We start from the raw sequence: 21,066 nt of genomic DNA, 5'->3' as shown, positions 1-21,066 counted from the left end.
GCCACGCGGGACGGCCCGGTCGGCCGCGGCCGCTACACCTTCAGATCGGCCTTGTCCCCCATCACGATGACGGGGTGCTGATGCGGGTCGAGCGTCCGCAGGAGGTATTCCATGGCCGGCTTGGGCACGCTGACACATGCGGACGTACCGCTGCCATGGTCCATGTGCAGCCAGATGCTGCCGCCCTTCGACTGACCCAGGGGACGGTCCGGGTCGTCCGGCGGGGTTCCCACGCGACGGTTGTAGTTGATGGCGACGACGTAGTCGAAGTCGTGCCAGTGCGACCTGGCCCAGTCGCGGGGAGCCTGATAGGCCGCCGAGTGGTCGTACGGGAGCAGGGCGCCCGGATCATCGAGCACTCCGCCCGCGTCGGTGAGCGAGAACACCCCGACGGGGCTGCGCTTGTCGCCCTCGTGATGGTCGGTGGTCCAGCCCTTCGTCCCGTTGTGCGCGTGCCAGGAACGCCGCTCCTCCCAGGTGGATCCGGACTTCGCGTACAGCACGACCGTGGCGTCGGCGGAGTCCCTGCCCTCGCCGTAGACCGCCACCACCTGGTGGGCGTTGGACGGGATCCGGGCCTGCAGACGGTTGCCCACCTCGGGTATCCGGGTCAGATCGACGGTGCGCGCGGGTGCGTGTTCGCCCTTGGCACCGGCTCCGCCGTGGCCCTTCACCGCACCGTTCCCCCCTTCCGAACCACCACAGGCCGACAGGAACACAGCGAGGACACCGCACGCCACAGCGGTGAACCCCGTACGCCTCGCACCGTCTTTTCGCATGCGGCCCATCGTCGCATCACGTATCGGACGAATAACCCCTACCCCCCCGACCTCTCGGTCAGGTGTCGCCTTTCCGGGCACCCTTTCGATGGGCCGGAAGCGGTCCCAGCCTTGTCTCGGAGCCCCTGACCCAACTCCTGTCTCCCGAACGCGTGTCCCGATTCTCTGTCCTGAATCCTGTCCTGGGATGAAAAACCGTTTGCCTCCGGTCGCACCGTGACGCGAACCTTTCACGGTTTGCTGCCGACCCCCCACGGTCGGCCGGTCGCCGGAACGCCTCGGCATCGCCCCGGCCCCATCCCCTGACCCCACCCCTTACACGAGCCACTGGGACGTCATGCAGATTCAAGACCTTCCCTATCCCGACCCGGGTGTGCCGGACGCGCGCTCGGGTCCCCGATTCCTGTGGTGGCTCGGCCGGAATCAACTCGGCGGGCAGTTCAAGGCCCTTGCCTGGGGACTGCTGCACTTCGTGGCCGTCTCCGGGCTGCCGTTCTGCGTCGGCCTCGCCGTCCAGGCAGTCGTCGACCGCTCCGGCACCCGACTCGCCCTGACCGGTGGGCTGCTGGCGCTGTGCGGCGCCTGCATCGCGCTGGGCGACACCATGCTGCACCGCGCCGCGGTCACCAACTGGATCACCGCCGCCGCGCGCGTCCAGCAACTGCTGGCCCACAAGACCGCCCAGTTGGGCTCCGCCCTGACGCGACGTGTCGCGGCCGGCGAGGTCGTCGCGGTCTCGACCGGCGACGTCGAGAAGATCGGCTGGTTCGTGGAGGCCCTGTCGCGGTTCGCGGCAGCCGCCCTGACCGTCGTGCTGGTCTGTGCCGGCCTGGTCGTCTACCAGCCCGCGCTCGGCATACTTGTCGCGGTGGGTGTGCCCGTCCTGGCGCTCGCCGTACTGCCGTTGCTGCCCCGTGCCACCCGGCGCGCGGACTTCCAGCGCGAGAAGGCCGGCCGCGCCACCGAGCTGGCCTCGGACACGGTCGCGGGCCTGCGCGTGCTGCGTGGCATCGGCGGCGAGGAACTGTTCCTCGACCGCTACCGCCGCGCCTCCCAGGAGGTCCGCCGCGCGGCCGTGCGCAGCGCCCGTATGTGGTCGCTGATCTCGGCCATCCAGGTGCTGTTGCCCGGCCTGCTGATGATCGCTGTCATCTGGCGTGGCGTTCACCTGGCCCGCGACGGCCGGATCACGGTCGGCGAACTCGTCACCGTGTACAGCGCGGTCATGCTGCTCACGTACCCATTGCGGCACTTCGAGGAGATCGCGATGGCCTACTCCTTCTCCCGCCCGTCCGCCAAGCGCGCCGCCCGGGTGCTGTCCCTGGAACGGGCCATGGACAGCGGCGGATCGCGCTCGGCCGAGGTGCCGGCCGGTGATCTGTACGACCCCGCGACCGGGCTGCTCGCGCCCGCCGGGCGGCTCACCGCCGTGGTGTGCGGTGACCCGGACGCGGCGGGTGTGCTCGCCGCGCGGCTGGGTGGCCACCCCACGGAGGGGGGCACCTCAGTGCTCCTCGGAGGCGTACCCCTCGACGACTTGCCGCTCGACTCCGCCCGTACGGCCGTCCTCGTCCAGGACAAGGACCCGGTGCTGCTGTCCGGCTCGCTGCGCGAGCTGCTCGACGTGCCTTCCTCGGGTCTTGTCAGCGCCGAGGCCGCACTGACCGCCGCGCAGTGCGGCGACGTCCTGGACGCACTCACCCAGGGGTCGTTGGACGCCGGGGACCCCATGGAGTCCCGCATCACCGAACGTGGACGCTCCCTCTCCGGCGGCCAGCGCCAGCGCCTGGCCCTGGCCCGGTCACTGATCACGGACCCCGAAGTGCTGGTCCTCGACGAGCCGACCTCCGCGGTCGACTCGCACACCGAGGCCCGGATCGCCGACGGGGTGCGCGCCCTGCGCACCGGACGCACCACAGTCATCCTCACCTCCTCGCCGCTGCTCCTGGACCACGCGGACCGGGTCGTTCTGGTGCACGACGGCGAGGTCGCGGCGGTCGGCGTCCACCGCGAGCTGGTACGCGGTGAGCCGCGGTACCGGGCCGTGGTGACCCGGGAGACCGATGACGAGGCCGCGCGAAGCGGTGCGCGGGAAGAGGACGGACCCGCGCGAAGCCACGTTCGGAAAGAAGACGCGGCCGACCTGGGCGGCGTACTGAAGGCACTGGAAGAAATCGAGGAGACCGCATGATCGGCCTGGCCCCACCGGCCTACGACCCGGCGGCCCCGACGACGGCGCACACCCTGCCCGTCGGCGCCCCTGCGACCGTACGCGCCTACGTGACCGAACTCTTCCGGCGGCACCGTCGGGCCTTCCTGCTGCTCATCGCCGCCAATACGGTGGCCGTGGTGGCCTCGATGGCCGGCCCCTACCTGTTGGGCTCGATCGTCGAGCGGGTATCGGACCACGCGCGAGAGCTCCATCTGGAGCGCACCGCCGCGCTGTTCGCCGTCGCACTCGTCGTGCAGGCCGTGTTCGTACGCGAGGTGCGGCTGCGCGGGGCCGTGCTCGGTGAGCGGATGCTGGCCGATCTGCGCGAGGACTTCCTCGTACGGTCGGTCGGGCTGCCGCCCGGTGTCCTCGAGCGGGCCGGTACGGGCGACCTGCTGTCCCGCATCACCACGGACATCGACCGGCTCGCCAACGCGATGCGCGAAGCCGTACCGCAACTCGCCATCGGCGTGGTGTGGGTGGCTCTGCTGCTCGGCGGGCTCGCCGTGACCGCCCCGCCGCTCGCCCCCGCCGTACTGGTCGCCGTGCCCATCCTGCTGATCGGCTGCCGCTGGTACTTCAAGCGCGCACCGTCCGCCTACCGCTCCGAGGCCGCCGGTTACGCCGCCGTCGCCGCCGCTCTCGCCGAGACCGTGGACGCGGGCCACACCGTCGAGGCGCACCGCCTGGGCGAGCGCCGCATCGACCTGTCGGAGCGCCGGATCAAGGAGTGGACGGCCTGGGAACGCTACACGCTCTGGCTGCGCACGGTGCTCTTCCCGGTCATCGGTGTCACCCACGTGATGATCCTCTGCTCGGTCCTGATGATCGGCGGGGTCTTCGTCCTTCAGGGCTGGATCGGTGTGGGGCAGCTGACGACGGGCGCGCTCATCGCGCAGATGCTCGTCGATCCGGTGGGCCTGATCCTGCGCTGGTACGACGAGCTGCAGGTCGCCCAGGTGTCGCTGGGACGGCTGGTCGGTGTCCGGGACATCGAGCCGGACGCGGGCGACGCGGAGATGATCCCGGACGGGCGGGACGTGCGCGCGGACGAGGTGCGCTTCGGCTACCGGGCCGGGGTGGACGTGCTGCGCGAGGTCTCTCTGGAGGTCGCCCCGGGTACCCGGCTCGCGCTGGTCGGACCCTCCGGTGCGGGCAAGTCCACCCTTGGCCGGCTGCTCGCCGGGATCTACGCGCCCCGGGACGGCCGCGTCACGCTCGGCGGGGCCGAACTGTCCCGGATGCCCGCCGAGGCGGTCCGCTCCCACGTGGCCCTGGTCAACCAGGAGCACCACGTCTTCGTGGGCTCCCTGCGCGACAACCTGCTGCTCGCCAGGACGGGAGCGGTCGACGCCGAGCTGTGGGCGGCGCTCGGGGCGGTCGACGCGGAGGGCTGGGCGCGGGCGCTGGACGACGGTCTGGACACCGAGGTCGGCTCGGGCGGGATCGCGCTCACCCCTGCCCAGGCTCAGCAGATCGCGCTGGCCCGGCTGGTCCTCGCCGATCCGCACACCTTGGTCCTGGACGAAGCGACCTCGCTGCTCGACCCGCGCGCGGCCCGTCACCTGGAACGCTCGCTGGCCCGCGTCCTCGACGGACGCACCGTGGTCGCCATCGCCCACCGGCTGCACACCGCCCACGACGCGGACGTCATCGCCGTCGTGGAGAACGGCCGGATCTGTGAGCTGGGCAGTCACGACGCGCTGGTCGCGGCGGACGGCGCCTACGCGGCGCTGTGGAGGTCCTGGCACGGGTGAGGGTGCCCTGCCGGTGCGGTCCGGGCTCGTGTGCGACAGCGGTCGCACCGGCGCCCTGGACCTGCCTGCGCGGGCGGGCCCGTACCGCCTCGGACCTTGTGGCGTTGCGCAGTGCCGAACCGGAGTGGAAGGCTGGATATCGGCACCGGCTCGGGGAACGCCCGGGAACCACCCGGTTCGCGAAGGGCGAAGCCTGTGTCGAGTGGCCCGCGCGCCCGCCGTCGAGCGCGGTGGGATCGGGCTCGCCCGCATCACCTGGAGGTACCCGTGAACAGCGTCGACGGATGGGGAGACGACGTCTACCAGCCCGACGGATCCGAGGTACAGGACGACGCGGGGCTGCTCGACTCCGAGGACACCCTGCTCTCCGACGGTGTCGGTGACCCGCTCGACCGGGGCTGGTCCCCACCGGAGCGGCCGTGGGCGGTGGAGCACTCCGGGGTGACCGCCGCGGAGCGCCGACAGGGCGAGAGCCTGGACCAGCGCCTCGCGGAGGAGATGCCCGACGTCGCCGAGCCGGACGGGGACGGCATCGGGGACTGCCAGGGCACCGACGGCGAAGCCTGGGACAACGAAGTGGGCGCCAGCCGCTCCGGTCGTCTCGTCGCCCCCAACGAAGGAGCGCACGAGGACGACGAGAGCGGGTTGATCGCCACCGACGTCGGCATCGACGGGGCCGCGGCCTCGGCCGAGGAGGCTGCGATGCACATCGTCGACGAGGACACCGCGTCCGGCTGACCGGCCCCCGCCCCTCTCCCCCAAGGAGCACCCATGCAGCAGGACAAGCACCCCGACTACCACGCCGTCGTCTTTCGCGACCGCGCCGCCGGGTACGCGTTCCTCACCCGCTCCACCGCGACGAGCGACCAGACCATCGAGTGGGACGACGGCGAGACCTACCCGGTCGTCGAGGTCGAGATCTCCTCGGAGAGCCACCCCTTCTACACGGGCAAGGCCCGGACCGTGGACTCGGAGGGCCGGATCGCACAGTTCGAGAGGCGGTACGGGGGTGCGGGGCAGGGAGCGGGCCAGGACGGGACGGCGTGAGGGGTTGCCCCCCGCGCTCGGGCACGGGGAGCTGACACTCCTCCTCGGGCACACGGGGCTGACGCGCTCGCTCAGATGACGTTGAGCGCTGCCGCGCAGCCCACTCCGCCGAGCAGCATGAAGACCGGCATGAGCACCTTGAGCTCGACCCAGCTGCCGGCCCGGAAGCGCATCGCCTTGGGCGGGCCGATCGGGTACCAGCGCTTGCGGCCGATCGGGATGGGCCACAGGACCGGGCAGCCGGACACCGTGAGCGCGTCGCCTATGTCGTGCACCAGGGCGCCCAGGACGATCGGCAGGCCGAGCCACAGGTACTCCTGGCCGGGTGCGGTGAACAGCCAGTCCGAGCCGTTGCCCGGCTTGTCCAGGATTCCGGCGAGGATCCAGGCGCTGGTCGCGGCCAGCAGCCAGACCAGGATGTCGCTGCTGGAGCCGCGGGCGGCCCGCCACAGCAGTCCCTCGATCGCGAGCACCATGTGCACGAAGAGGATGGCCAGGACGGCCCAGCGGCCACCGGTGATCGCAAGGACCGCAGTGCCCGCGCCGATCATCACCGCCCACAGCCAGGTGTGCGTCAGCGTGCGGTGGCCGCCGTTGCGCCGTGGGTCGCCCGGCTTGCGGGTCGACTTGTAGACGGCGTACGAGAGCTTGTCGACGATCTCGCACAGTGCCCGTGAGACGGGCCCGAAGGCCCGCGAGATCGTCGCCGCCTTGTGGTCCAGGTCGGGGGCGAGCGCGGCTCCCGCGCAGATCAGGGCGCCGACGAGGAGCACCGGCCAGGGCATCGTGTGACCGGTGGCGGCCGCTGCCGCTCCGACGCCGAGCCAGGCCGCGGCTCCCGAGAGTGAGTGTGCTGGTCCCATCATGGCCGTTCCCCGCCCCATTCTTCTTTAGCCGCTGTCCAGTTGCCCGCATACGCTGACGCTTCGTCGGCGCCACAGCGTAACGGTCGTGATCTTTGGACGAGCATCCGATTCCCCCATCGAGCGGGTCGACAGGCAAGATGGGGGCGTGACCCTCATCGATCAGCTGCCGCAGACCCCAGATCCCGACGCCCTCTACGAAGCCTTCGAGTCGTGGGCCGGGGAACGCGGTCTCACGCTCTACCCCCATCAGGAGGAGGCGCTGATCGAGGTGGTCTCGGGTGCGAACGTGATCGTCTCGACGCCCACCGGCTCGGGCAAGAGCATGATCGCCGCGGGCGCCCACTTCGCTGCGCTCGCCCGTGACGAGGTCACCTTCTACACGGCGCCGATCAAGGCACTGGTCTCGGAGAAGTTCTTCGAGCTGTGCAAGATCTTCGGCACCGAGAACGTCGGCATGCTGACCGGCGACGCCTCCGTGAACTCCGACGCTCCCATCATCTGCTGCACCGCCGAGGTGCTGGCGTCCATCGCGCTGCGGGACGGCAAGCACGCCGACGTCGGCCAGGTCGTCATGGACGAGTTCCACTTCTACGCGGAGGCCGACCGCGGCTGGGCGTGGCAGATCCCGATCCTGGAACTGCCGCAGGCGCAGTTCATCCTGATGTCGGCGACGCTCGGCGACGTCTCGATGTTCGAGAAGGACCTCACCCGGCGCACCGGACGGCCCACGTCGGTGGTCCGCTCGGCGACCCGGCCCGTGCCGCTCTCCTACGAATACGTGCTGACCCCACTGACGGAGACGCTCACCGAGCTGCTCGCGACCAAGCAGGCTCCGGTCTACATCGTCCACTTCACTCAGGCGCAGGCCGTGGAGCGGGCGCAGGCGCTCATGAGCATCAACATGTGCACGCGCGAGGAGAAGGACCAGATCGCCGAGCTGATCGGCAACTTCCGCTTCACCACCAAGTTCGGCCGCAATCTCTCCCGGTACGTACGCCACGGCATCGGCGTGCACCACGCGGGCATGCTGCCCAAGTACCGGCGACTGGTGGAGAAGCTGGCCCAGGCCGGTCTGCTGAAGGTCATCTGTGGCACGGACACCCTCGGTGTCGGCGTCAACGTGCCGATCCGCACCGTGCTGTTCACCGCGCTGACGAAGTACGACGGCAACCGAGTGCGCACGCTCCGTGCCCGTGAGTTCCACCAGATCGCCGGGCGTGCCGGGCGCGCCGGATTCGACACGGCGGGCTTCGTGGTGGCGCAGGCGCCCGAGCACGTCATCGAGAACGAGAAGGCGCTCGCCAAGGCGGGCGACGACCCGAAGAAGCGCCGCAAGGTGGTCCGCAAGAAGGCTCCCGAGGGCTTCGTCGGCTGGACGGACAACACGTTCGAGAAGCTCATCGCCTCCGACCCCGAGCCGCTCACCTCCCGCTTCCGCGTCACCCACACCATGCTCCTGGCGGTGATCGCCCGGCCCGGGAACGCCTTCGAGGCGATGCGGCATCTGCTGGAGGACAACCACGAGCCGCGCAAGCAACAGCTGCGGCACATCCGGCGGGCGATCGCGATCTACCGCTCGCTCCTCGACGGCGGCATCGTCGAGGAACTCGACGAGCCGGACGCCACGGGTCGCATCGTGCGCCTCACCGTTGATCTGCAACAGGACTTCGCGCTCAACCAGCCGCTGTCGACCTTCGCGCTCGCCGCGTTCGAGCTGCTGGACCCCGAGTCCCCCTCCTACGCCCTGGACATGGTGTCCGTCGTGGAGTCCACCCTGGACGACCCGCGGCAGATCCTCGCGGCCCAGCAGAACAAGGCGCGCGGCGAGGCCGTGGCGGCGATGAAGGCGGACGGCGTCGAGTACGAGGAGCGCATGGAGCGGCTCCAGGACGTGTCGTACCCGAAGCCGCTGGAGGAGCTGCTCTTCCACGCCTACAACACCTACCGCAAGAGCCACCCGTGGGTCGGTGACCATCCGCTGTCGCCGAAGTCCGTCATCCGTGACATGTACGAACGGGCCATGTCCTTCACGGAGTTCGTCTCCCACTACGAGCTCGCCCGTACTGAGGGCATTGTCCTGCGCTACCTCGCGAGTGCCTACAAGGCGCTTGAACACACCGTCCCGGACGACCTCAAGTCCGAGGACCTGGAGGATCTGATCGCCTGGCTGGGCGAGCTGGTGCGCCAGGTCGACTCGAGCCTCCTCGACGAGTGGGAGCAACTCGCCAACCCCGAGGAGATGACGGCCGAGGAGGCCCAGGAGAGGGCCGACCAGGTCAAGCCGGTCACGTCGAACGCCCGCGCCTTCCGTGTCCTCGTCCGCAACGCGATGTTCCGCCGAGTCGAACTCGCCGCACTCGACAACGTCGACGAGCTCGGCGAGATGGACGGAGAATCCGGCTGGGACGCCGACGCCTGGGGCGAGGCGATGGACAAGTACTGGGACGAGTACGAGGACCTCGGCACGGGCCCCGACGCCCGTGGACCCAAGCTGCTGTCGATCGTGGAGGAGCCGCAGAACAGTCTGTGGCGCGTCCGTCAGACCTTCGCCGACCCGAACGGTGACCACGACTGGGGCATCAGCGCGGAGGTCGACCTCGTGGCCTCCGACGCGGAGGGTCGCGCGGTCGTCAAGGTCACCGACGTCGGCCAGCTGTGAGCACAGGAGAATCCCACACATGACGAACCCAGCCGAGAGGCTCGTCGACCTGCTCGACCTGGAGCAGATCGAGGTCAACATCTTCCGTGGCCGCAGTCCAGACGAATCGCTGCAGCGGGTCTTCGGCGGCCAGGTGGCGGGCCAGGCCCTGGTGGCGGCCGGGCGCACCGCCGAGGGCGACCGGCCGGTGCACTCACTGCACGCGTACTTCCTGCGTCCGGGCCGCCCGGGCGTGCCGATCGTGTACCAGGTCGAACGGGTCAGGGACGGGCGGTCGTTCACCACCCGTCGCGTCACCGCCGTGCAGCAGGGGCGCACGATCTTCAATCTGACCGCCTCCTTTCACAAGCCTGAGGATGGGAGCTTTGAGCACCAGTTGCCGCCGGCCCGCGAGATACCGCACCCTGAGTCGCTGCCGACGGTCTCGCAGGAGATCACCGAGCATCTGGGCGCGCTTCCCGAGTCGCTGGAGCGCATGGCACGCCGCCAGCCGTTCGACATCCGGTATGTGGACGGACTGCGCTGGACCCCGGAGGAGATAAAGGACGCGGAGCCGCGCAGCGCGGTGTGGATGCGTGCCGTCGGACCACTGGGCGACGACCCGCTGGTGCACACCTGCGCCCTCACCTACGCGAGCGACATGACCCTCCTGGACGCCGTCCGCATCCCGGTGGAGCCGCTGTGGGGTCAGCGCGGCTTCGACATGGCCTCGCTCGACCATGCGATGTGGTTCCACCGGCCGTTCCGCGCGGACGAGTGGTTCCTGTACGACCAGGAGTCGCCGATCGCGACGGGCGGTCGCGGGCTGGCCCGCGGGCGCATCTACGACCTGGAGGGACGCCTGCTCGTCTCGGTCGTCCAGGAGGGGCTTTTCCGGGCGCTGTAGGGATGCAGGAAAAGGGTCGCTGTAGGGGTGCAGGAAAAGGGTCAGGGGTTTCTGCGGCGCAGCCACCCGAGGAGCCTGCGTGGCCGCTCGGGCTCCACGCTCGGGGTCGGGTCGTCTAGCGCGGCTTCCCGCGGTCGTGAGACCGCCGGAGCCGCCCCGCTCAAGGGGGAGAGCGACGTCGGCGATGCCTTCGGCGTCGGGCGGGGCGCGGGGCGGAGTTCTCGGGCCTCGACGAGCGCCTGGCCCAGATCGGCACGGAGCCAGCTGATCTCGTCGGGATCCTCGGCCGTCATGATGCGCGAGACGAGGTGCGCGGCGGGCGTGTCGGGCGCGGCGCCGTGGGCGGCCCGCTCGGGCCGGAAGCGGTTCAGATACGCGCGCTCGTAGGGGTCCCTGACGATCTCGGCCACCTGAACGGGGTCGAGCAGGGAGGCCACGATCGCGGCCCGCGCCCAGGGGTCCTCGGTCTGCCGCAGCAGGAATCCCATGTGCCGGCCCCGCCAGTTGCGGGGGCGGAGGTCCAGGCCGGCTTCGAGCTGGTCGCGGAGTCCCTCGGGGGTACGGCCCTTCAGCAGCGGCGCGTTCTGCTCGTCCGCCCCGAACTGGCGCAGTTCCTCGGCCAGGTACAGCCAGACCACAGCCCTGTACCGGTTCAAGTAAAATTTCACGGGCACCACCAGGCCCAGGCGCGCGAGGCGCGTGAACCTGGCGGCCGTCACGCCCATGAGCGCCGCGCCCTCCGTGGTGCCGACGGCCTTGACGCGTTCCCGCAATGCCTCGGGGAAGCCGTCCTCGGAGCGCACCCGCTCGATCTCCGCACGATTGACGCGGCGTCCCCCTCCGCCCTCGTCGGGAACGGTGCGGACGCATCCGAGATGCAGGGCGAGGTCGAACTCGCCACGCTTGAGCTCCAGTTCTCGCGCGGCGCGTGCGAGCGACGATGTGGCGGACCTCGATGCGGTGGACTGCGGGGCGGTGGACTGCGTGATGGTGTTGCCGGACATGACGGTTCTCCCCCGTGGAGTGAGGTGCTCGCGCCGTCGGGCGCTTGCTTCGAGAAAAACCGTAGCCGGTTCGGCGGATCTCGCGGCGAGCCTGTGGATAACTCTGACCGCGATGGCGTGTCCGCAGGTCAGCGTGGTGCTGGGGGCCGTCCACGGGAACCGTGGAGTGTTGTTGTGAGCACGTGCGTCAGAATTCCTGATTCGCCCTGACCCTCCCGGAACGGCGTACTCGGCTGTCCGGCACGGGAGGGAGCAAGGCCGTGGACGTGCTGCACGAACGCTGCGTGGGCCTCGATATCAGCAAGAAGGACGCCAAGGCGTGCGTCCGTACCCCGAGCACGAAGCGGCGGGGGTCCTTCACGACCGAGACCACGACGTGGGGATCGACGACGAACGCGGTCCTCGCCCTGCGCGACCATCTGCTCGCGGCACGGGTGACGCTGGTCGTGATCGAGGCGACCTCGGACTACTGGAAGCCCTTCTACTACGTGCTGGCCGAAGACTTGAACGTGATCCTCGTCAACGCGCGGCAGGTCAAGAACCTGCCCGGCCGCAAGACGGACGTCTCGGACGCGGCCTGGCTCGCCCAGCTCGGCGCTCACGGCCTGGTGAGGCCCTCCTTCGTGCCACCCGAGCCGATCCGCGAACTCCGGGACCTCACGCGCGCCCGGACCACCGCCACCCGTGAACGCGGCCGGGTGGTCCAGCGGCTGGAGAAGCTGCTGGAGGACACCGGCATCAAACTCTCCGCAGTCGCCTCCGACATCATGGGCGTCTGCGGCCGGGCCATGCTCGAAGCCCTCATCCGCGGTGAAGCCGACCCGCAGGTCCTCGCGGACCTGGCAAAACGCAAGCTCCGCAACAAAATCCCCGAACTCACCGAGGCCCTGACCGGACGCTTCCGCGAGCACCACGCGTTCCTGGCCCGCCTGCATCTGGACCACTACGACCAGCTCACCACGATGATCGACCAGCTCACCGGACGCATCGCGGAGGCGATGGCACCCTTTCGTGACGCCCTCGACCTGCTCGACACCATCCCCGGGATCAACCAGGCGACCGCCGAAGTGATCGTCGCGGAGACCGGCGGCGACATGAACCGCTTCGCGACGGCCAAGCACCTCGCGTCTTGGGCCGGGGTCTGCCCGGGCCACCACGAGTCCGCCGGCCGCACCAAGAACACCAAGGTCCGGCCCGGCAACCCCTACCTCAAAGGCGCCCTCGGCATCGCGGCATTCGGCGCGGTGAGAACCAAAGACACCTATCTGCAGGCCCGTTACAAGCGGCTGACCGCCCGCCGCGGCCCGCTCAGGGCGCTGGTCGCCGTCGAGCACTCGATCATCACCGCGATCTGACACATGCTCACCGACAACGTGCGCTACCAGGAACTCGGCGGCACCTACTACACCCAACGCGACCCCGAACGCGCCACCCGCCGGGCCATCAACCAGCTCAACCAGCTCGGCTACACCGTCACCCTCAACCCGAGGGAGAACACAGCCTGACCGACAAACCGGACACCCGGCGGCCCGCCACGGTCACCGGGCACCCAGCCCTACCCACACCCACTCCGACCAGGACCTATTTACGCGTCAGAGATCTACGGAAGATGAACGTTCCGGTTGGCGTACGTCCACGCCGAGGTGTTCGCCGACACGGTTGACGAGCAGTGTCATCTCGTAGGCAACCTGGCCGATGTCGGCTTCCGCGGCGCTGAGGACACACAGACAACTGCCCGCGCCCGCCGCGGTGACGAAAAGTACCGCGTCGTCGAACTCGATCATCGTCTGGCGCACCTGACCGGTGCCGAAGTACCGACCTGACCCCTTCGCCAGGCTGTGCAGCCCCGACGAGACCGCCGCGAGATGCTCGGCGTCCTCACGTCGAAGTCCTGTGCTCGCGCCGGTCACCAGCCCGTCGTTGGACAACACCAACGCGTGCCGTACGTGTTCGACGCGCTCGGTCAGATCGTCGAGCAGCCAGCCGAGCCCCGTGTTCTGCGCCATGCTCCATCTCCCCGTGATGCTTTTCCCCCTGGCTGGAGGATCCGACCAGCCAGCCTTCCCCACAGCCGCCCTCCGGGCAAGGAGGATGGGCGCATGGCACAGAAGATGACCGATGAGCAATGGCGGGCCTTCGTCTCGCAGGGCACCCGCACCGGAAAGCTGTCGACCGTCCGCGCCGACGGAAGTCCGCACGTGGCGCCGATCTGGTTTCTGCTGGACGGCGACCATGTGCTCTTCAACACCGCGAAGGAGACTGTGAAGGGACGGAATCTGGCCCGCGACGGGCGAGTCGCCCTCTGCGTGGACGACGACCGGCCGCCGTTCGACTTCGTGGTTCTGGAGGGTCGTGCCGAGTTGTCGGAGGATCCGGACGAGCTGCGTCACTGGGCAGCTCGGATCGGCGCACGCTACATGGGTGAGGACCGGGCCGAGGAGTTCGGGAAGCGCAACGGCGTCCCGGGTGAACTCCTCGTCCGCGTGAGGATCGAGAAGGTCGTGGCTTGGGCCTCGATGACGGACTAGGTCTCTCCTTCGGAGGCCTCGGCCCGATTTTTCCGTGGCCTCAACCGACGGAGTCGAGCAGCCGGGCGGTGTGAACCCGCCCGGCGTACTCCACGAGCCGGATGAGTACCTCTTTCCCGGAGTCGCGGTCCCTGGCGTCGCAGAGCACGACGGGCGTGCCACGGTCGAGGTCGAGGGCGCGGGACACGTCCTGGGCGCCGTAGGCGCGGGCGCCCGTGAAGCAGTTGACGGCCACCACGAACGGGATGTGCCGGTGCTCGAAGTAGTCCACCGCGGGGAAGCAGTCCTCCAGCCTGCGGGTGTCCGCGAGGACGACGGCCCCCAACGCGCCCTGCGACAGCTCGTCCCACAGGAACCAGAACCGGTCCTGGCCCGGCGTGCCGAAGAGGTAGAGGGAGAGGCCGGACCGGATGGTGATGCGTCCGAAGTCCATGGCGACGGTCGTCGTGACCTTCTGGTCAACTCTGCCGGTGTCGTCCACCGACTGACCCGCCTCGCTGAGCAGTTCCTCGGTGCGCAGCGGCCTGATCTCGCTGACCGCGCCCACCAGGGTGGTCTTGCCCACGCCGAACCCGCCGGCGACCAGTATCTTCAACGCCAGGGCGGTCGTTTCGTCGGCCGAGGCGTCGGAGTTCTCGGAGACCATCGATCACTTCTCTCGGGAGTGGCGGCAGCGGTCGGCGTCGGTCGAACGGTGCCGGGTGTGCGTCGGTGCGTGTGTGCGGGTGGGTGGAATCGCGTGGTTCATCTGGGTGTGCGGAGTCGCGTAGTTCCCCTGGATGTGTGGAGTCGCGTCGTTCATCTAGAGCGCCCTCAGTCCCTCGATCACCTCGCGGAGGATCCGCTCGTCGGGCAGTTGTGCGGGCGGCACCGGGCGGCTGATGGTGACGCAGCCCAGTTCCAGCAGGTCGCCGAGCAGCACCCTGACCACGCCCACCGGCAGATCCGCGTCCGCGGCAAGTTCGGCCACTGATTGCGTCTCCGTGCGGCACAGGTCGATGAGGGCCCGGTGTTCCGGCCCGAGCAGGGAGTCCTCGTCGACTCCGGGTGCACCCTTGTCAAGGGTGACCAGGGCGATCAGATCGAAGCGCACTCCGGTAGGGCCCGGTTTGGTGCGGCCGCCCGTCATCGCGTAGGGACGGACGAGCGGTCCCGCTTCGCTGTCGTACCACTGGCTGCCCGCGAGGTCCTCGGTCATCTGCGCCGCCCGCCCTCGGTCATCCGGCGGCGGGCGGCTGCGCGGCGACCCGCGGCGGCGTGTAGAGGTGCTCGCCGACGCGCTTGACCAGCCGCGCCATCTCATAGGCCACCAGACCGATGTCGGCCGTGACCGCGGTGAGGACGGCGAGGCACGAGCCGTCGCCCGCTGCCGCGACGAACAGAAAGCCGTCGTCCATCTCCACCATCGTCTGGCGTACGCCCCCGGCGCCGAAGTGGCGGCCCGCGCCCTTGGCCAGACTGTGAAAGCCCGAGGCGACGGCGGCCAGGTGTTCGGCGTCCTCGCGCCTGAGGCCGGTGGAGGAACCCACCGCCAGTCCGTCGTTCGACAGCACCACCGCATGCCGCACTTCGGCAACGCGCAGCACCAAGTCGTCCAGCAGCCAGTCGAGTTCGCCGGATCGCTGGGCTGCCCTCATGCCCGGGTCCTGGATCATGCGGGGTCTCCTTCACTGCTGTCGCTGCCCGCGTCGGGGTCTGGAGTGGCGCCGCGACCGGATGATCTGCCGCCGCCGCGCGCCCAGCCGTCGCGGTAGGCCGCCATACGGTCCCGTACGAGTTCGGGGGTGCGTGTGTCGTCGTGCTGGTGGGCCGCCACGTGTGCCGACTCCTCGGTTCGCTGTGCGCGCAGTTGGGGCGCGAGGCTCGCCTGTCGTACGCGCCGTGGGAGGTCGTCGGACCCCTCGGAGTCGTCCGGAGGGCGGTGCAGCCTCAAAGTGGTGACTCCAGGTGGTGTCGTTTCCGGCGAGCCGTTCAGAGGAGTTTCGGACGAGACGTTCACGGGGGCTTCCGGCAAGCCGTGTGGTGCGGGTTCGACAGCGGTCTGCACGAGGGGCACGAGGGCGGGCCGCTCAATGGGAGCCTGGACGGAGTCGTGCTCCGGAGCGGCCGACACACGCGCGTACTCGCGTTCGTCGAGCCTTTCGCCGTCTGTCTTGCGGGGGGAACGATCCGCCGCGCCTCCGTGCAGCAGCGCGGTCGGCAGCAGGACGACAGCGGTGGTGCCCCCGTAGGGCGAGGTGCGCAGGTGCACCTTGATGCCGTGCCGGGCCGCGAGCCTGCTGACCACGAAGAGACCGAGCCGGTCGCTGTCGAACAGGTCAAGCGCTTCGGACTGTTCGATGCGCCGATTGGCCTCGGCGAGTGTCTCCGTGCCCATGCCGAGCCCTCGGTCCTCGACCTCCACGGCGTAGCCGTTGCCGACCGGTTCGCCGGTGACGCGGACGCGGGTGTGCGGCGGGGAGAACTGGGCGGCGTTCTCGACGATTTCCGCCAGGAGGTGGGTGAGGTCGGCCACGGCGGCGCCGCCCACCGATGCCTCGGGCAGCTGTCGTACCTCCACGCGCGCGTAGTCCTCGACTTCGGACACGGCCGCGCGGACCACATTCGTCAGCGAGACCGGCATGCGCCAGGCCCGGCCGGGTGCGGCGCCGGAAAGGATGATCAGGCTCTCCGCGTGGCGCCGCATCCGGGTGGTGAGGTGGTCGAGCCGGAAGAGGTCACTCAGTTCGTTCGGGTCCTCGGACCTGCGCTCCATGCTGTCCAGCAGGCTCAGTTGGCGGTGCACGAGGACCTGGCTGCGCCGGGCGAGATTGACGAAGACCCCCGAGATCCCGCTGGCCAGTTCCGCGCGTTCGACGGCGGCGCGCAGGGCGGCCCGGTGCACGGTGCCCAAGGCCTCCGCGACCTGTCCGGTCTCGTCCTCCGACGGTGGTCCTGGCGGAGCCTCCGCGCGGACGTCGATCTCCTCCCCCGCGCGCAGTTTGCGCATCGCCTCGGGCAGCTTGCGTCGAGCGATCTCGAGGGCGCTGTTGCGCAAGAGCACCAGCTCGACGACGAGGCCGCGTCCGATACGTACGGAGATCACGAGGGAGGCGGCGACGGCGGCGAGGCCGAACACGACAGCGGCGCCGGCGGGTGTCAGCAGACCGCGGGTCAAGGGGTCGGCCCGGTCCGCGACACCCCGGCCCGCCTTCGCCTCGATGGCGCGCATGGCGTCCTGCACGCGCGCGTGGGCGGTGTTCCAGTCGGCTTCCGGCGCGGCGTCGACGGCGTTTCCGCCGGGCCTCGACGCGAGCACCTTGTCCTCGACGGCGCGTACGTCGACGTACGCGCTCCCCGTCACAAGGTCGCGCCAGGAGGTCTGCTCGGGTCCACGCAGATCCGGGACGGCGGCGTCGGTCAGGGCGCGGCGGGTGGCGACCGCCCCGGTGAACTGCCGCAGTCGCTCACCATCCAGGGTGTGGGCGAGCCGGGCACCGGACAGCATGGTGTCCTCCTGGGCCAGCGCCTCGCCGGCCCGGGAGAATTCGAGGAGTACGCGCGTGTCGGAGCCCAGGTCGGCGTCCTGGATGCCAGTGAGGGCGCCGCCGACCGCGAAGGCTGCCGAAATGGTCCTGGTGTACTGCCCGTACGCCTCGTCCCATCCGGTACGGCGCTCCAGTACGGCGGAGCGCAGGGGCCCTAGGCTCTCGGCTCCGTTGACGAAGGCGTCGAGCCGTCCGGCCACTCCGGCGGGCAGGTCGGCGCCGTCGACGACGGTGTTGCGGCCGCCCAGTCGCAGCTTCGCCACCGCGCGGTCCGTGCGTTCCGCCAGTGTCTTGAGATCGCTCTGTGGCTCGGAGGTCGGGTCGGTCGCATGGCGGACGGCGGCCGCGCGTTCGGCCTGGAGCGCGGCGACGGCGTCGTCGACCGGGGCTCGGACGGTGGAGTCCACACGCTGCAACTGCCGCAGCCGCGCGATGTCCTGGGCGGTACTCACCGTGGCGTACGCCCACAGGGCGAGCAGCGAGACGACCGGCACCATGAGCAGACAGACGATCTTGGCCCGCACCGTACGAGGACGTATGCGCCATCGTCCCGCGCGCGCGGATGCCTCTGGCGGCGCCCCTGTGGCGTCCTCGTCGGGGTCGGTGTACTCGTCCGCGGGCGGTCCCGCGTGAGCGCGGCGGCCGCGCTGCGGGGGTGGGGCCGACGGCTCGGCGCCGGCTGATGGGGTCCTACGGGGTGTACGCATGGCCTCCTCGCTCGGAGTGGTTCGAGGCGTGTCGTCCAAGCCGTCGCGGCTCGGGCTCGCCACTAGCGGGCGACGCCCTCGACCGGCCGTTGGGCCGATGCGGATGCCTCGCGCTCGCGGGCCGTCGGAGACAGCGCGACGAATGCCGAGGTCAGGAAGAGATAGGACCCGAGGCCGACGGCGAGGGGGAAGATGAACTGCATCGCCGTGGCCCCGGGAAGGGCCTCCCCGGAGGGGCTGACACGCACACTCACCGCCATCATTCCGGTGTAGTGCATGCTGCTCACCGCCCCACCCATGACGAGGGAGGCGACGGCGACCGCGACGGGCGACCTGATGTTGAGTGCCGCCCACAGGGCCGCGGTGGCCGCGACCACGGCGATCACGACGGAGAACCCGACGAGCACCGGGTCGTAGCGCACGGCGCCGTGCAGCCGCAGCGCCGCCATGCCCAGGTAGTGCATGCTCGCGACGCCGAGTCCGGTGGTGAGCCCGCCGAGGACGAGCGCACGGCCCCGGTCGCGGCCGTAGCCGACGGCGAAGACGCCCGCGCCGACGACGACCATCGCGACGAGCAGACTGATGATGGTCAGCGGCACGTTGTAACGCATTTCCGTACCGCTGACACTGAAGCCGAGCATCGCCACGAAGTGCATCGTCCAGATGCCGGTGCCGATCGCGGAGGCCGCGGTGAGCAGCCAGTTGCGGCGCGAGCGCCCGGTGGCGCCGAGCGCGCGGACCGTGCAGCGCAGCCCCAGGGCGGCGCCTATACAGGCCATCACGTACGACAGCACGGGGGTCAGCCAGCCGAAGGCGGCGTGGTCCAGGTGTCCCATGGCCCAGGGACGCTAGCCCGGTCCGGGGCGCGCAAAGGGGGCGCATTTCGAAAGGTGTTGAAATATGACGCAGACAGGTACGTGACCGATCGCGTGACGCTCGAACGTGTGCACAGCGTCGTCCTTCGTGTCGGTGAGAGATCATGCGGAACATGAGCGACGACCACACACACGTCCAGGAGTTCTTCACCGCGCGCGCGGCCGACTGGGACGCGCGGTTCCCCGACGACGGGCCGGCCTATACGGCGGCGGTCGGCGAACTCGGGCTGCACGAGGGGAACCGCGTACTCGACGCGGGCTGCGGTACCGGGCGGGCGCTGCCGCCGCTGCGCGCGGCCGTGGGGCCCTCCGGAGTGGTCGTCGCAGCCGATCTGACCCCGGCCATGCTGGCGGCCGCGGTACGGGCCGGACGGCACCGCGACGGGCAACTGCTGCTCGCCGACGTCACCGCGCTGCCGCTGCGCACGGAATCACTGGACGCCGTCCTCGGGGCGGGGCTGATCGCTCATCTGCCCAACCCCGCCGAGAATCTGAGGGAGTTGGCGCGGGTGGTGCGGCCCGGTGGCACCCTAGCGCTGTTCCATCCGATCGGCCGGGCCGCGCTCGCCGCGCGCCAGGGGCGCCGGATCACACCGGACGACCTGAGGGCGGAGGCCAATCTCCGCCCTCTGCTGGCCGCTTCCGGCTGGGACATGACCTCGTACGTCGACGAGGACGCCCGCTTCCTGGCGCTGGCCACACGGCGGGGCTGAGGGCTCAGACCTTTCCGGCGACCTCGGTCACGAAGACGTCGGGGTTGTCGAACATGACGTTGTGCCCCGCGCCGGGAACGGTCACCACCCGGACTCCGGCGGCCTCCAGCCCCTCCCTGTTCGCCAGTTCACCGCTCAGTGCCCCCTGAAGGTAGACACGGTCCGCCGACAGCTCTTCGAGCAGGTGGCGCATCGTGGGGACCGTGCCGCGCGCAAGGCCGATCGCGGTGCGGTGCAGCGCGCGCGGGTCGGCGAGCCGCATGGTTGCCGCCCAGGAGGGGCCGACTTTGTCGAGCACGCGCGCGTGGCCACCGTTTTCGACGTACTCCTCCTCCGTGTACGAGGCGATGCCGCTGCTGCCCGCCTTGACCGGTGGATACGGGTCGAGGTTCGCCTCCACGAGGACCAGCCTGGACACGAGCTCGGGACGCCGATGGGCGAGCACGATGGCCACCGCGCCGCCCATGCTGTGCGCGACCAGCTCCGCCGCCGTGACACCGGCCTCGTCCAGGGCGGCCGCTAGCGCGTCCGCGTGCTCTTCCAGGGTGTAGCCGAAGTCCGCGGGCCGATCACTGATGCCGTGACCGGGCAGATCGACGAACAGGGTCCGGCGCCCTGCCAGTTCAGGCCGGGCCGCGATGTGGGCGTTGTAGACCGTAGAGGCCGACCCCAGTCCGTGTACGTACACCCGGGCCGGTTCAGCGCCCGTCGCCTCCGTCCAGCGGATGCAGCTTCCCTTGCCGTCGAACTCGGCCTGCCTCATCGCTCTCCCTCAGGTCTGCCTCATCGTTTCTCGTACCCTAGGACAATACCTCGGGTTCGAGGTATAGAGGAAGCGATGTACCAAGGTGGTGATGTACACCGCGGGTGCGGCAGAATGCGGGGCATGCTTGAGCTGGCCATCCTCGGTTTTCTGTACGACGCCCCGCTGCACGGCTACGAGCTGCGCAAGCGCATCACCGCGCTGACCGGCCATGTGAAGCCCGTCGCGGAGAGCACGCTGTATCCCGCGATCAAGCGGCTGGAGAAGGCGGGATTGCTGGCGCGGGCGACGCAGCCCGGCTCCGTGGCCGCCCCTCGTCATGTCCTGACGCTCACCGAGGAGGGGGGAAGCGAGTTGCGCCGCCGACTCGCGGACCCCGTACAGCGCGACATCACCGACGAGAACCGCTGGTTCACGGTGCTCGCCTTCCTCAGGCACCTGGCCGACCCCGCGGCGCAGGCCGCGGTACTGCGCCGCAGGCTCGCCTTCCTGGAGGAGCCCGCGAGCTTCTTCTACGAAGGCGACCGGCCGTTGCGCGCCGAAGAGCTCGACGATCCCTTCCGGCAGGGCATTCTCACCATCGCCCGAGCCACGAGCCGGGCCGAACTCACCTGGCTGCGGGCCACGATCGACTCACTCGAAGGGAATGTTCGCGACGCTTCACCGGGCCGTCCCTCTTCTGCCGCCGGGCCTTCAACCCTACGTTGAGTAGCAGCAGGTGAACGATCAGCGATGGCAACCGC

At 70.1% G+C, this 21,066-nt stretch carries 19 protein-coding genes and 1 pseudogene; 10 read left to right on the top strand and 10 right to left on the bottom strand.

Features of this window, described 5'->3' with window-relative positions:
- Window positions 1-32: 32 nt before the first annotated feature.
- A complete protein-coding gene (locus ACZ7M2_RS24985; RefSeq protein WP_471597131.1) occupies window positions 33-779 on the bottom strand; it encodes a hypothetical protein in 747 nt (248 codons plus the stop codon).
- Window positions 780-1,116: 337 nt separating this feature from the next.
- On the opposite strand from ACZ7M2_RS24985, the gene ACZ7M2_RS24980 reads away from it, so the two are divergent.
- The 4 genes from ACZ7M2_RS24980 (at window position 1,117) to ACZ7M2_RS24965 (ending at window position 5,795) form a co-directional block, all read left to right on the top strand.
- Window positions 1,117-2,970, top strand: a complete 1,854-nt coding sequence (locus ACZ7M2_RS24980; RefSeq protein ID WP_471597130.1) for an ABC transporter ATP-binding protein — start codon at window positions 1,117-1,119, stop codon at window positions 2,968-2,970.
- Window positions 2,967-4,748 carry an ABC transporter ATP-binding protein gene (locus tag ACZ7M2_RS24975; protein WP_471597129.1) on the top strand — a complete coding sequence of 594 codons (1,782 nt, stop codon included), beginning with the start codon at window positions 2,967-2,969 and terminating at the stop codon, window positions 4,746-4,748. Before ACZ7M2_RS24980 ends, ACZ7M2_RS24975 begins: the two co-directional genes overlap by 4 nt.
- A gap of 267 nt (window positions 4,749-5,015) precedes the next feature.
- Window positions 5,016-5,486 carry a DUF5709 domain-containing protein gene (locus tag ACZ7M2_RS24970; protein WP_067372614.1) on the top strand — a complete coding sequence of 157 codons (471 nt, stop codon included), beginning with the start codon at window positions 5,016-5,018 and terminating at the stop codon, window positions 5,484-5,486.
- Window positions 5,487-5,519: 33 nt separating this feature from the next.
- Window positions 5,520-5,795: a type B 50S ribosomal protein L31 gene (locus ACZ7M2_RS24965; RefSeq protein ID WP_352046802.1), complete on the top strand. Its 276-nt coding sequence runs from the start codon at window positions 5,520-5,522 to the stop codon at window positions 5,793-5,795.
- A 71-nt stretch (window positions 5,796-5,866) separates the two neighbouring features.
- Here the strand turns inward: ACZ7M2_RS24965 and ACZ7M2_RS24960 are convergent, their stop codons facing one another.
- Window positions 5,867-6,661 carry a metal-dependent hydrolase gene (locus ACZ7M2_RS24960; protein WP_471597128.1) on the bottom strand — a complete coding sequence of 265 codons (795 nt, stop codon included), beginning with the start codon at window positions 6,659-6,661 and terminating at the stop codon, window positions 5,867-5,869.
- 145 nt (window positions 6,662-6,806) lie between these two features.
- Between ACZ7M2_RS24960 and ACZ7M2_RS24955 the strand changes: the two genes are divergently transcribed.
- Together ACZ7M2_RS24955 and ACZ7M2_RS24950 are read left to right on the top strand one after the other, a co-directional pair.
- Window positions 6,807-9,320 carry a DEAD/DEAH box helicase gene (locus tag ACZ7M2_RS24955; RefSeq protein ID WP_471597127.1) on the top strand — a complete coding sequence of 838 codons (2,514 nt, stop codon included), beginning with the start codon at window positions 6,807-6,809 and terminating at the stop codon, window positions 9,318-9,320.
- Window positions 9,321-9,339: 19 nt separating this feature from the next.
- Window positions 9,340-10,206, top strand: coding sequence for an acyl-CoA thioesterase (locus ACZ7M2_RS24950; protein ID WP_067372601.1), 867 nt, complete (start codon window positions 9,340-9,342; stop codon window positions 10,204-10,206).
- A gap of 41 nt (window positions 10,207-10,247) precedes the next feature.
- Here the strand turns inward: ACZ7M2_RS24950 and ACZ7M2_RS24945 are convergent, their stop codons facing one another.
- Complete coding sequence (locus ACZ7M2_RS24945; RefSeq protein ID WP_471597126.1) at window positions 10,248-11,210, bottom strand: DUF6397 family protein; 963 nt, start codon at window positions 11,208-11,210, stop codon at window positions 10,248-10,250.
- 260 nt (window positions 11,211-11,470) lie between these two features.
- Here ACZ7M2_RS24945 and ACZ7M2_RS24940 point away from each other — a divergent pair.
- A pseudogene (locus ACZ7M2_RS24940) lies at window positions 11,471-12,715 on the top strand (IS110 family RNA-guided transposase).
- 87 nt (window positions 12,716-12,802) lie between these two features.
- Here ACZ7M2_RS24940 and ACZ7M2_RS24935 read toward each other — a convergent pair.
- The gene (locus ACZ7M2_RS24935; protein WP_054228908.1) at window positions 12,803-13,216 is read right to left on the bottom strand and encodes a roadblock/LC7 domain-containing protein; all 414 of its coding nucleotides are present in this window, start codon (window positions 13,214-13,216) and stop codon (window positions 12,803-12,805) included.
- Between the two features lie 93 nt (window positions 13,217-13,309).
- Here ACZ7M2_RS24935 and ACZ7M2_RS24930 point away from each other — a divergent pair, with 93 nt between their 5' ends.
- Window positions 13,310-13,738, top strand: a complete 429-nt coding sequence (locus tag ACZ7M2_RS24930) for a PPOX class F420-dependent oxidoreductase (protein ID WP_470047468.1) — start codon at window positions 13,310-13,312, stop codon at window positions 13,736-13,738.
- A gap of 40 nt (window positions 13,739-13,778) precedes the next feature.
- Here the strand turns inward: ACZ7M2_RS24930 and ACZ7M2_RS24925 are convergent, their stop codons facing one another.
- The 5 genes from ACZ7M2_RS24925 to ACZ7M2_RS24905 all read right to left on the bottom strand — a co-directional run bounded on the left by ACZ7M2_RS24925 (window position 13,779) and on the right by ACZ7M2_RS24905 (window position 18,808).
- Window positions 13,779-14,384, bottom strand: a complete 606-nt coding sequence (locus ACZ7M2_RS24925; protein WP_352046795.1) for a GTP-binding protein — start codon at window positions 14,382-14,384, stop codon at window positions 13,779-13,781.
- A gap of 156 nt (window positions 14,385-14,540) precedes the next feature.
- Complete coding sequence (locus ACZ7M2_RS24920) at window positions 14,541-14,936, bottom strand: DUF742 domain-containing protein (protein ID WP_471597125.1); 396 nt, start codon at window positions 14,934-14,936, stop codon at window positions 14,541-14,543.
- A gap of 19 nt (window positions 14,937-14,955) precedes the next feature.
- Entirely contained in the window at window positions 14,956-15,393 is a 438-nt protein-coding gene (locus ACZ7M2_RS24915; protein WP_352046793.1) for a roadblock/LC7 domain-containing protein, read from the bottom strand.
- The gene (locus tag ACZ7M2_RS24910) at window positions 15,390-17,972 is read right to left on the bottom strand and encodes a sensor histidine kinase (RefSeq protein ID WP_471597124.1); all 2,583 of its coding nucleotides are present in this window, start codon (window positions 17,970-17,972) and stop codon (window positions 15,390-15,392) included. The genes ACZ7M2_RS24915 and ACZ7M2_RS24910 overlap by 4 nt, the downstream gene beginning before the upstream one ends.
- 62 nt (window positions 17,973-18,034) lie before the next feature.
- Window positions 18,035-18,808 carry an MHYT domain-containing protein gene (locus ACZ7M2_RS24905; RefSeq protein ID WP_471597123.1) on the bottom strand — a complete coding sequence of 258 codons (774 nt, stop codon included), beginning with the start codon at window positions 18,806-18,808 and terminating at the stop codon, window positions 18,035-18,037.
- Between the two features lie 152 nt (window positions 18,809-18,960).
- Between ACZ7M2_RS24905 and ACZ7M2_RS24900 the strand changes: the two genes are divergently transcribed.
- Window positions 18,961-19,560: a class I SAM-dependent methyltransferase gene (locus tag ACZ7M2_RS24900; RefSeq protein WP_471597122.1), complete on the top strand. Its 600-nt coding sequence runs from the start codon at window positions 18,961-18,963 to the stop codon at window positions 19,558-19,560.
- Window positions 19,561-19,564: 4 nt separating this feature from the next.
- On the opposite strand, the gene ACZ7M2_RS24895 is transcribed toward ACZ7M2_RS24900, so the two are convergent.
- The gene (locus tag ACZ7M2_RS24895) at window positions 19,565-20,323 is read right to left on the bottom strand and encodes an alpha/beta fold hydrolase (protein ID WP_471597121.1); all 759 of its coding nucleotides are present in this window, start codon (window positions 20,321-20,323) and stop codon (window positions 19,565-19,567) included.
- Window positions 20,324-20,446: 123 nt separating this feature from the next.
- On the opposite strand from ACZ7M2_RS24895, the gene ACZ7M2_RS24890 reads away from it, so the two are divergent.
- Window positions 20,447-21,031 (top strand): PadR family transcriptional regulator, encoded by a 585-nt coding sequence (locus ACZ7M2_RS24890; protein WP_470047479.1) that lies wholly within the window; start codon window positions 20,447-20,449, stop codon window positions 21,029-21,031.
- Window positions 21,032-21,066: the final 35 nt, after the last annotated feature.

The sequence above is a fragment of the Streptomyces sp. NPDC111507 genome (assembly GCF_055638955.1).
The sequence above is the reverse complement of the archived record's forward strand: the minus strand, read 5'-3'. Positions and strand labels throughout refer to the sequence as shown.

What these genes read in the sequence shown, in the direction of transcription:
- ACZ7M2_RS24910 (WP_471597124.1), bottom strand. Translation starts at nt 17,972, where the DNA reads ATGCGTACACCCCGTAGGACCCCATCAGCCGGCGCCGAGCCGTCGGCC.
- ACZ7M2_RS24950 (WP_067372601.1), top strand. Translation starts at nt 9,340, where the DNA reads ATGACGAACCCAGCCGAGAGGCTCGTCGACCTGCTCGACCTGGAGCAG.
- ACZ7M2_RS24980 (WP_471597130.1), top strand. Translation starts at nt 1,117, where the DNA reads ATGCAGATTCAAGACCTTCCCTATCCCGACCCGGGTGTGCCGGACGCG.
- ACZ7M2_RS24935 (WP_054228908.1), bottom strand. Translation starts at nt 13,216, where the DNA reads ATGGCGCAGAACACGGGGCTCGGCTGGCTGCTCGACGATCTGACCGAG.
- ACZ7M2_RS24895 (WP_471597121.1), bottom strand. Translation starts at nt 20,323, where the DNA reads ATGAGGCAGGCCGAGTTCGACGGCAAGGGAAGCTGCATCCGCTGGACG.
- ACZ7M2_RS24965 (WP_352046802.1), top strand. Translation starts at nt 5,520, where the DNA reads ATGCAGCAGGACAAGCACCCCGACTACCACGCCGTCGTCTTTCGCGAC.
- ACZ7M2_RS24890 (WP_470047479.1), top strand. Translation starts at nt 20,447, where the DNA reads ATGCTTGAGCTGGCCATCCTCGGTTTTCTGTACGACGCCCCGCTGCAC.
- ACZ7M2_RS24985 (WP_471597131.1), bottom strand. Translation starts at nt 779, where the DNA reads ATGCGAAAAGACGGTGCGAGGCGTACGGGGTTCACCGCTGTGGCGTGC.
- ACZ7M2_RS24975 (WP_471597129.1), top strand. Translation starts at nt 2,967, where the DNA reads ATGATCGGCCTGGCCCCACCGGCCTACGACCCGGCGGCCCCGACGACG.
- ACZ7M2_RS24945 (WP_471597126.1), bottom strand. Translation starts at nt 11,210, where the DNA reads ATGTCCGGCAACACCATCACGCAGTCCACCGCCCCGCAGTCCACCGCA.
- ACZ7M2_RS24915 (WP_352046793.1), bottom strand. Translation starts at nt 15,393, where the DNA reads ATGATCCAGGACCCGGGCATGAGGGCAGCCCAGCGATCCGGCGAACTC.
- ACZ7M2_RS24925 (WP_352046795.1), bottom strand. Translation starts at nt 14,384, where the DNA reads ATGGTCTCCGAGAACTCCGACGCCTCGGCCGACGAAACGACCGCCCTG.
- ACZ7M2_RS24960 (WP_471597128.1), bottom strand. Translation starts at nt 6,661, where the DNA reads ATGATGGGACCAGCACACTCACTCTCGGGAGCCGCGGCCTGGCTCGGC.
- ACZ7M2_RS24900 (WP_471597122.1), top strand. Translation starts at nt 18,961, where the DNA reads ATGAGCGACGACCACACACACGTCCAGGAGTTCTTCACCGCGCGCGCG.
- ACZ7M2_RS24930 (WP_470047468.1), top strand. Translation starts at nt 13,310, where the DNA reads ATGGCACAGAAGATGACCGATGAGCAATGGCGGGCCTTCGTCTCGCAG.
- ACZ7M2_RS24905 (WP_471597123.1), bottom strand. Translation starts at nt 18,808, where the DNA reads ATGGGACACCTGGACCACGCCGCCTTCGGCTGGCTGACCCCCGTGCTG.
- ACZ7M2_RS24920 (WP_471597125.1), bottom strand. Translation starts at nt 14,936, where the DNA reads ATGACCGAGGACCTCGCGGGCAGCCAGTGGTACGACAGCGAAGCGGGA.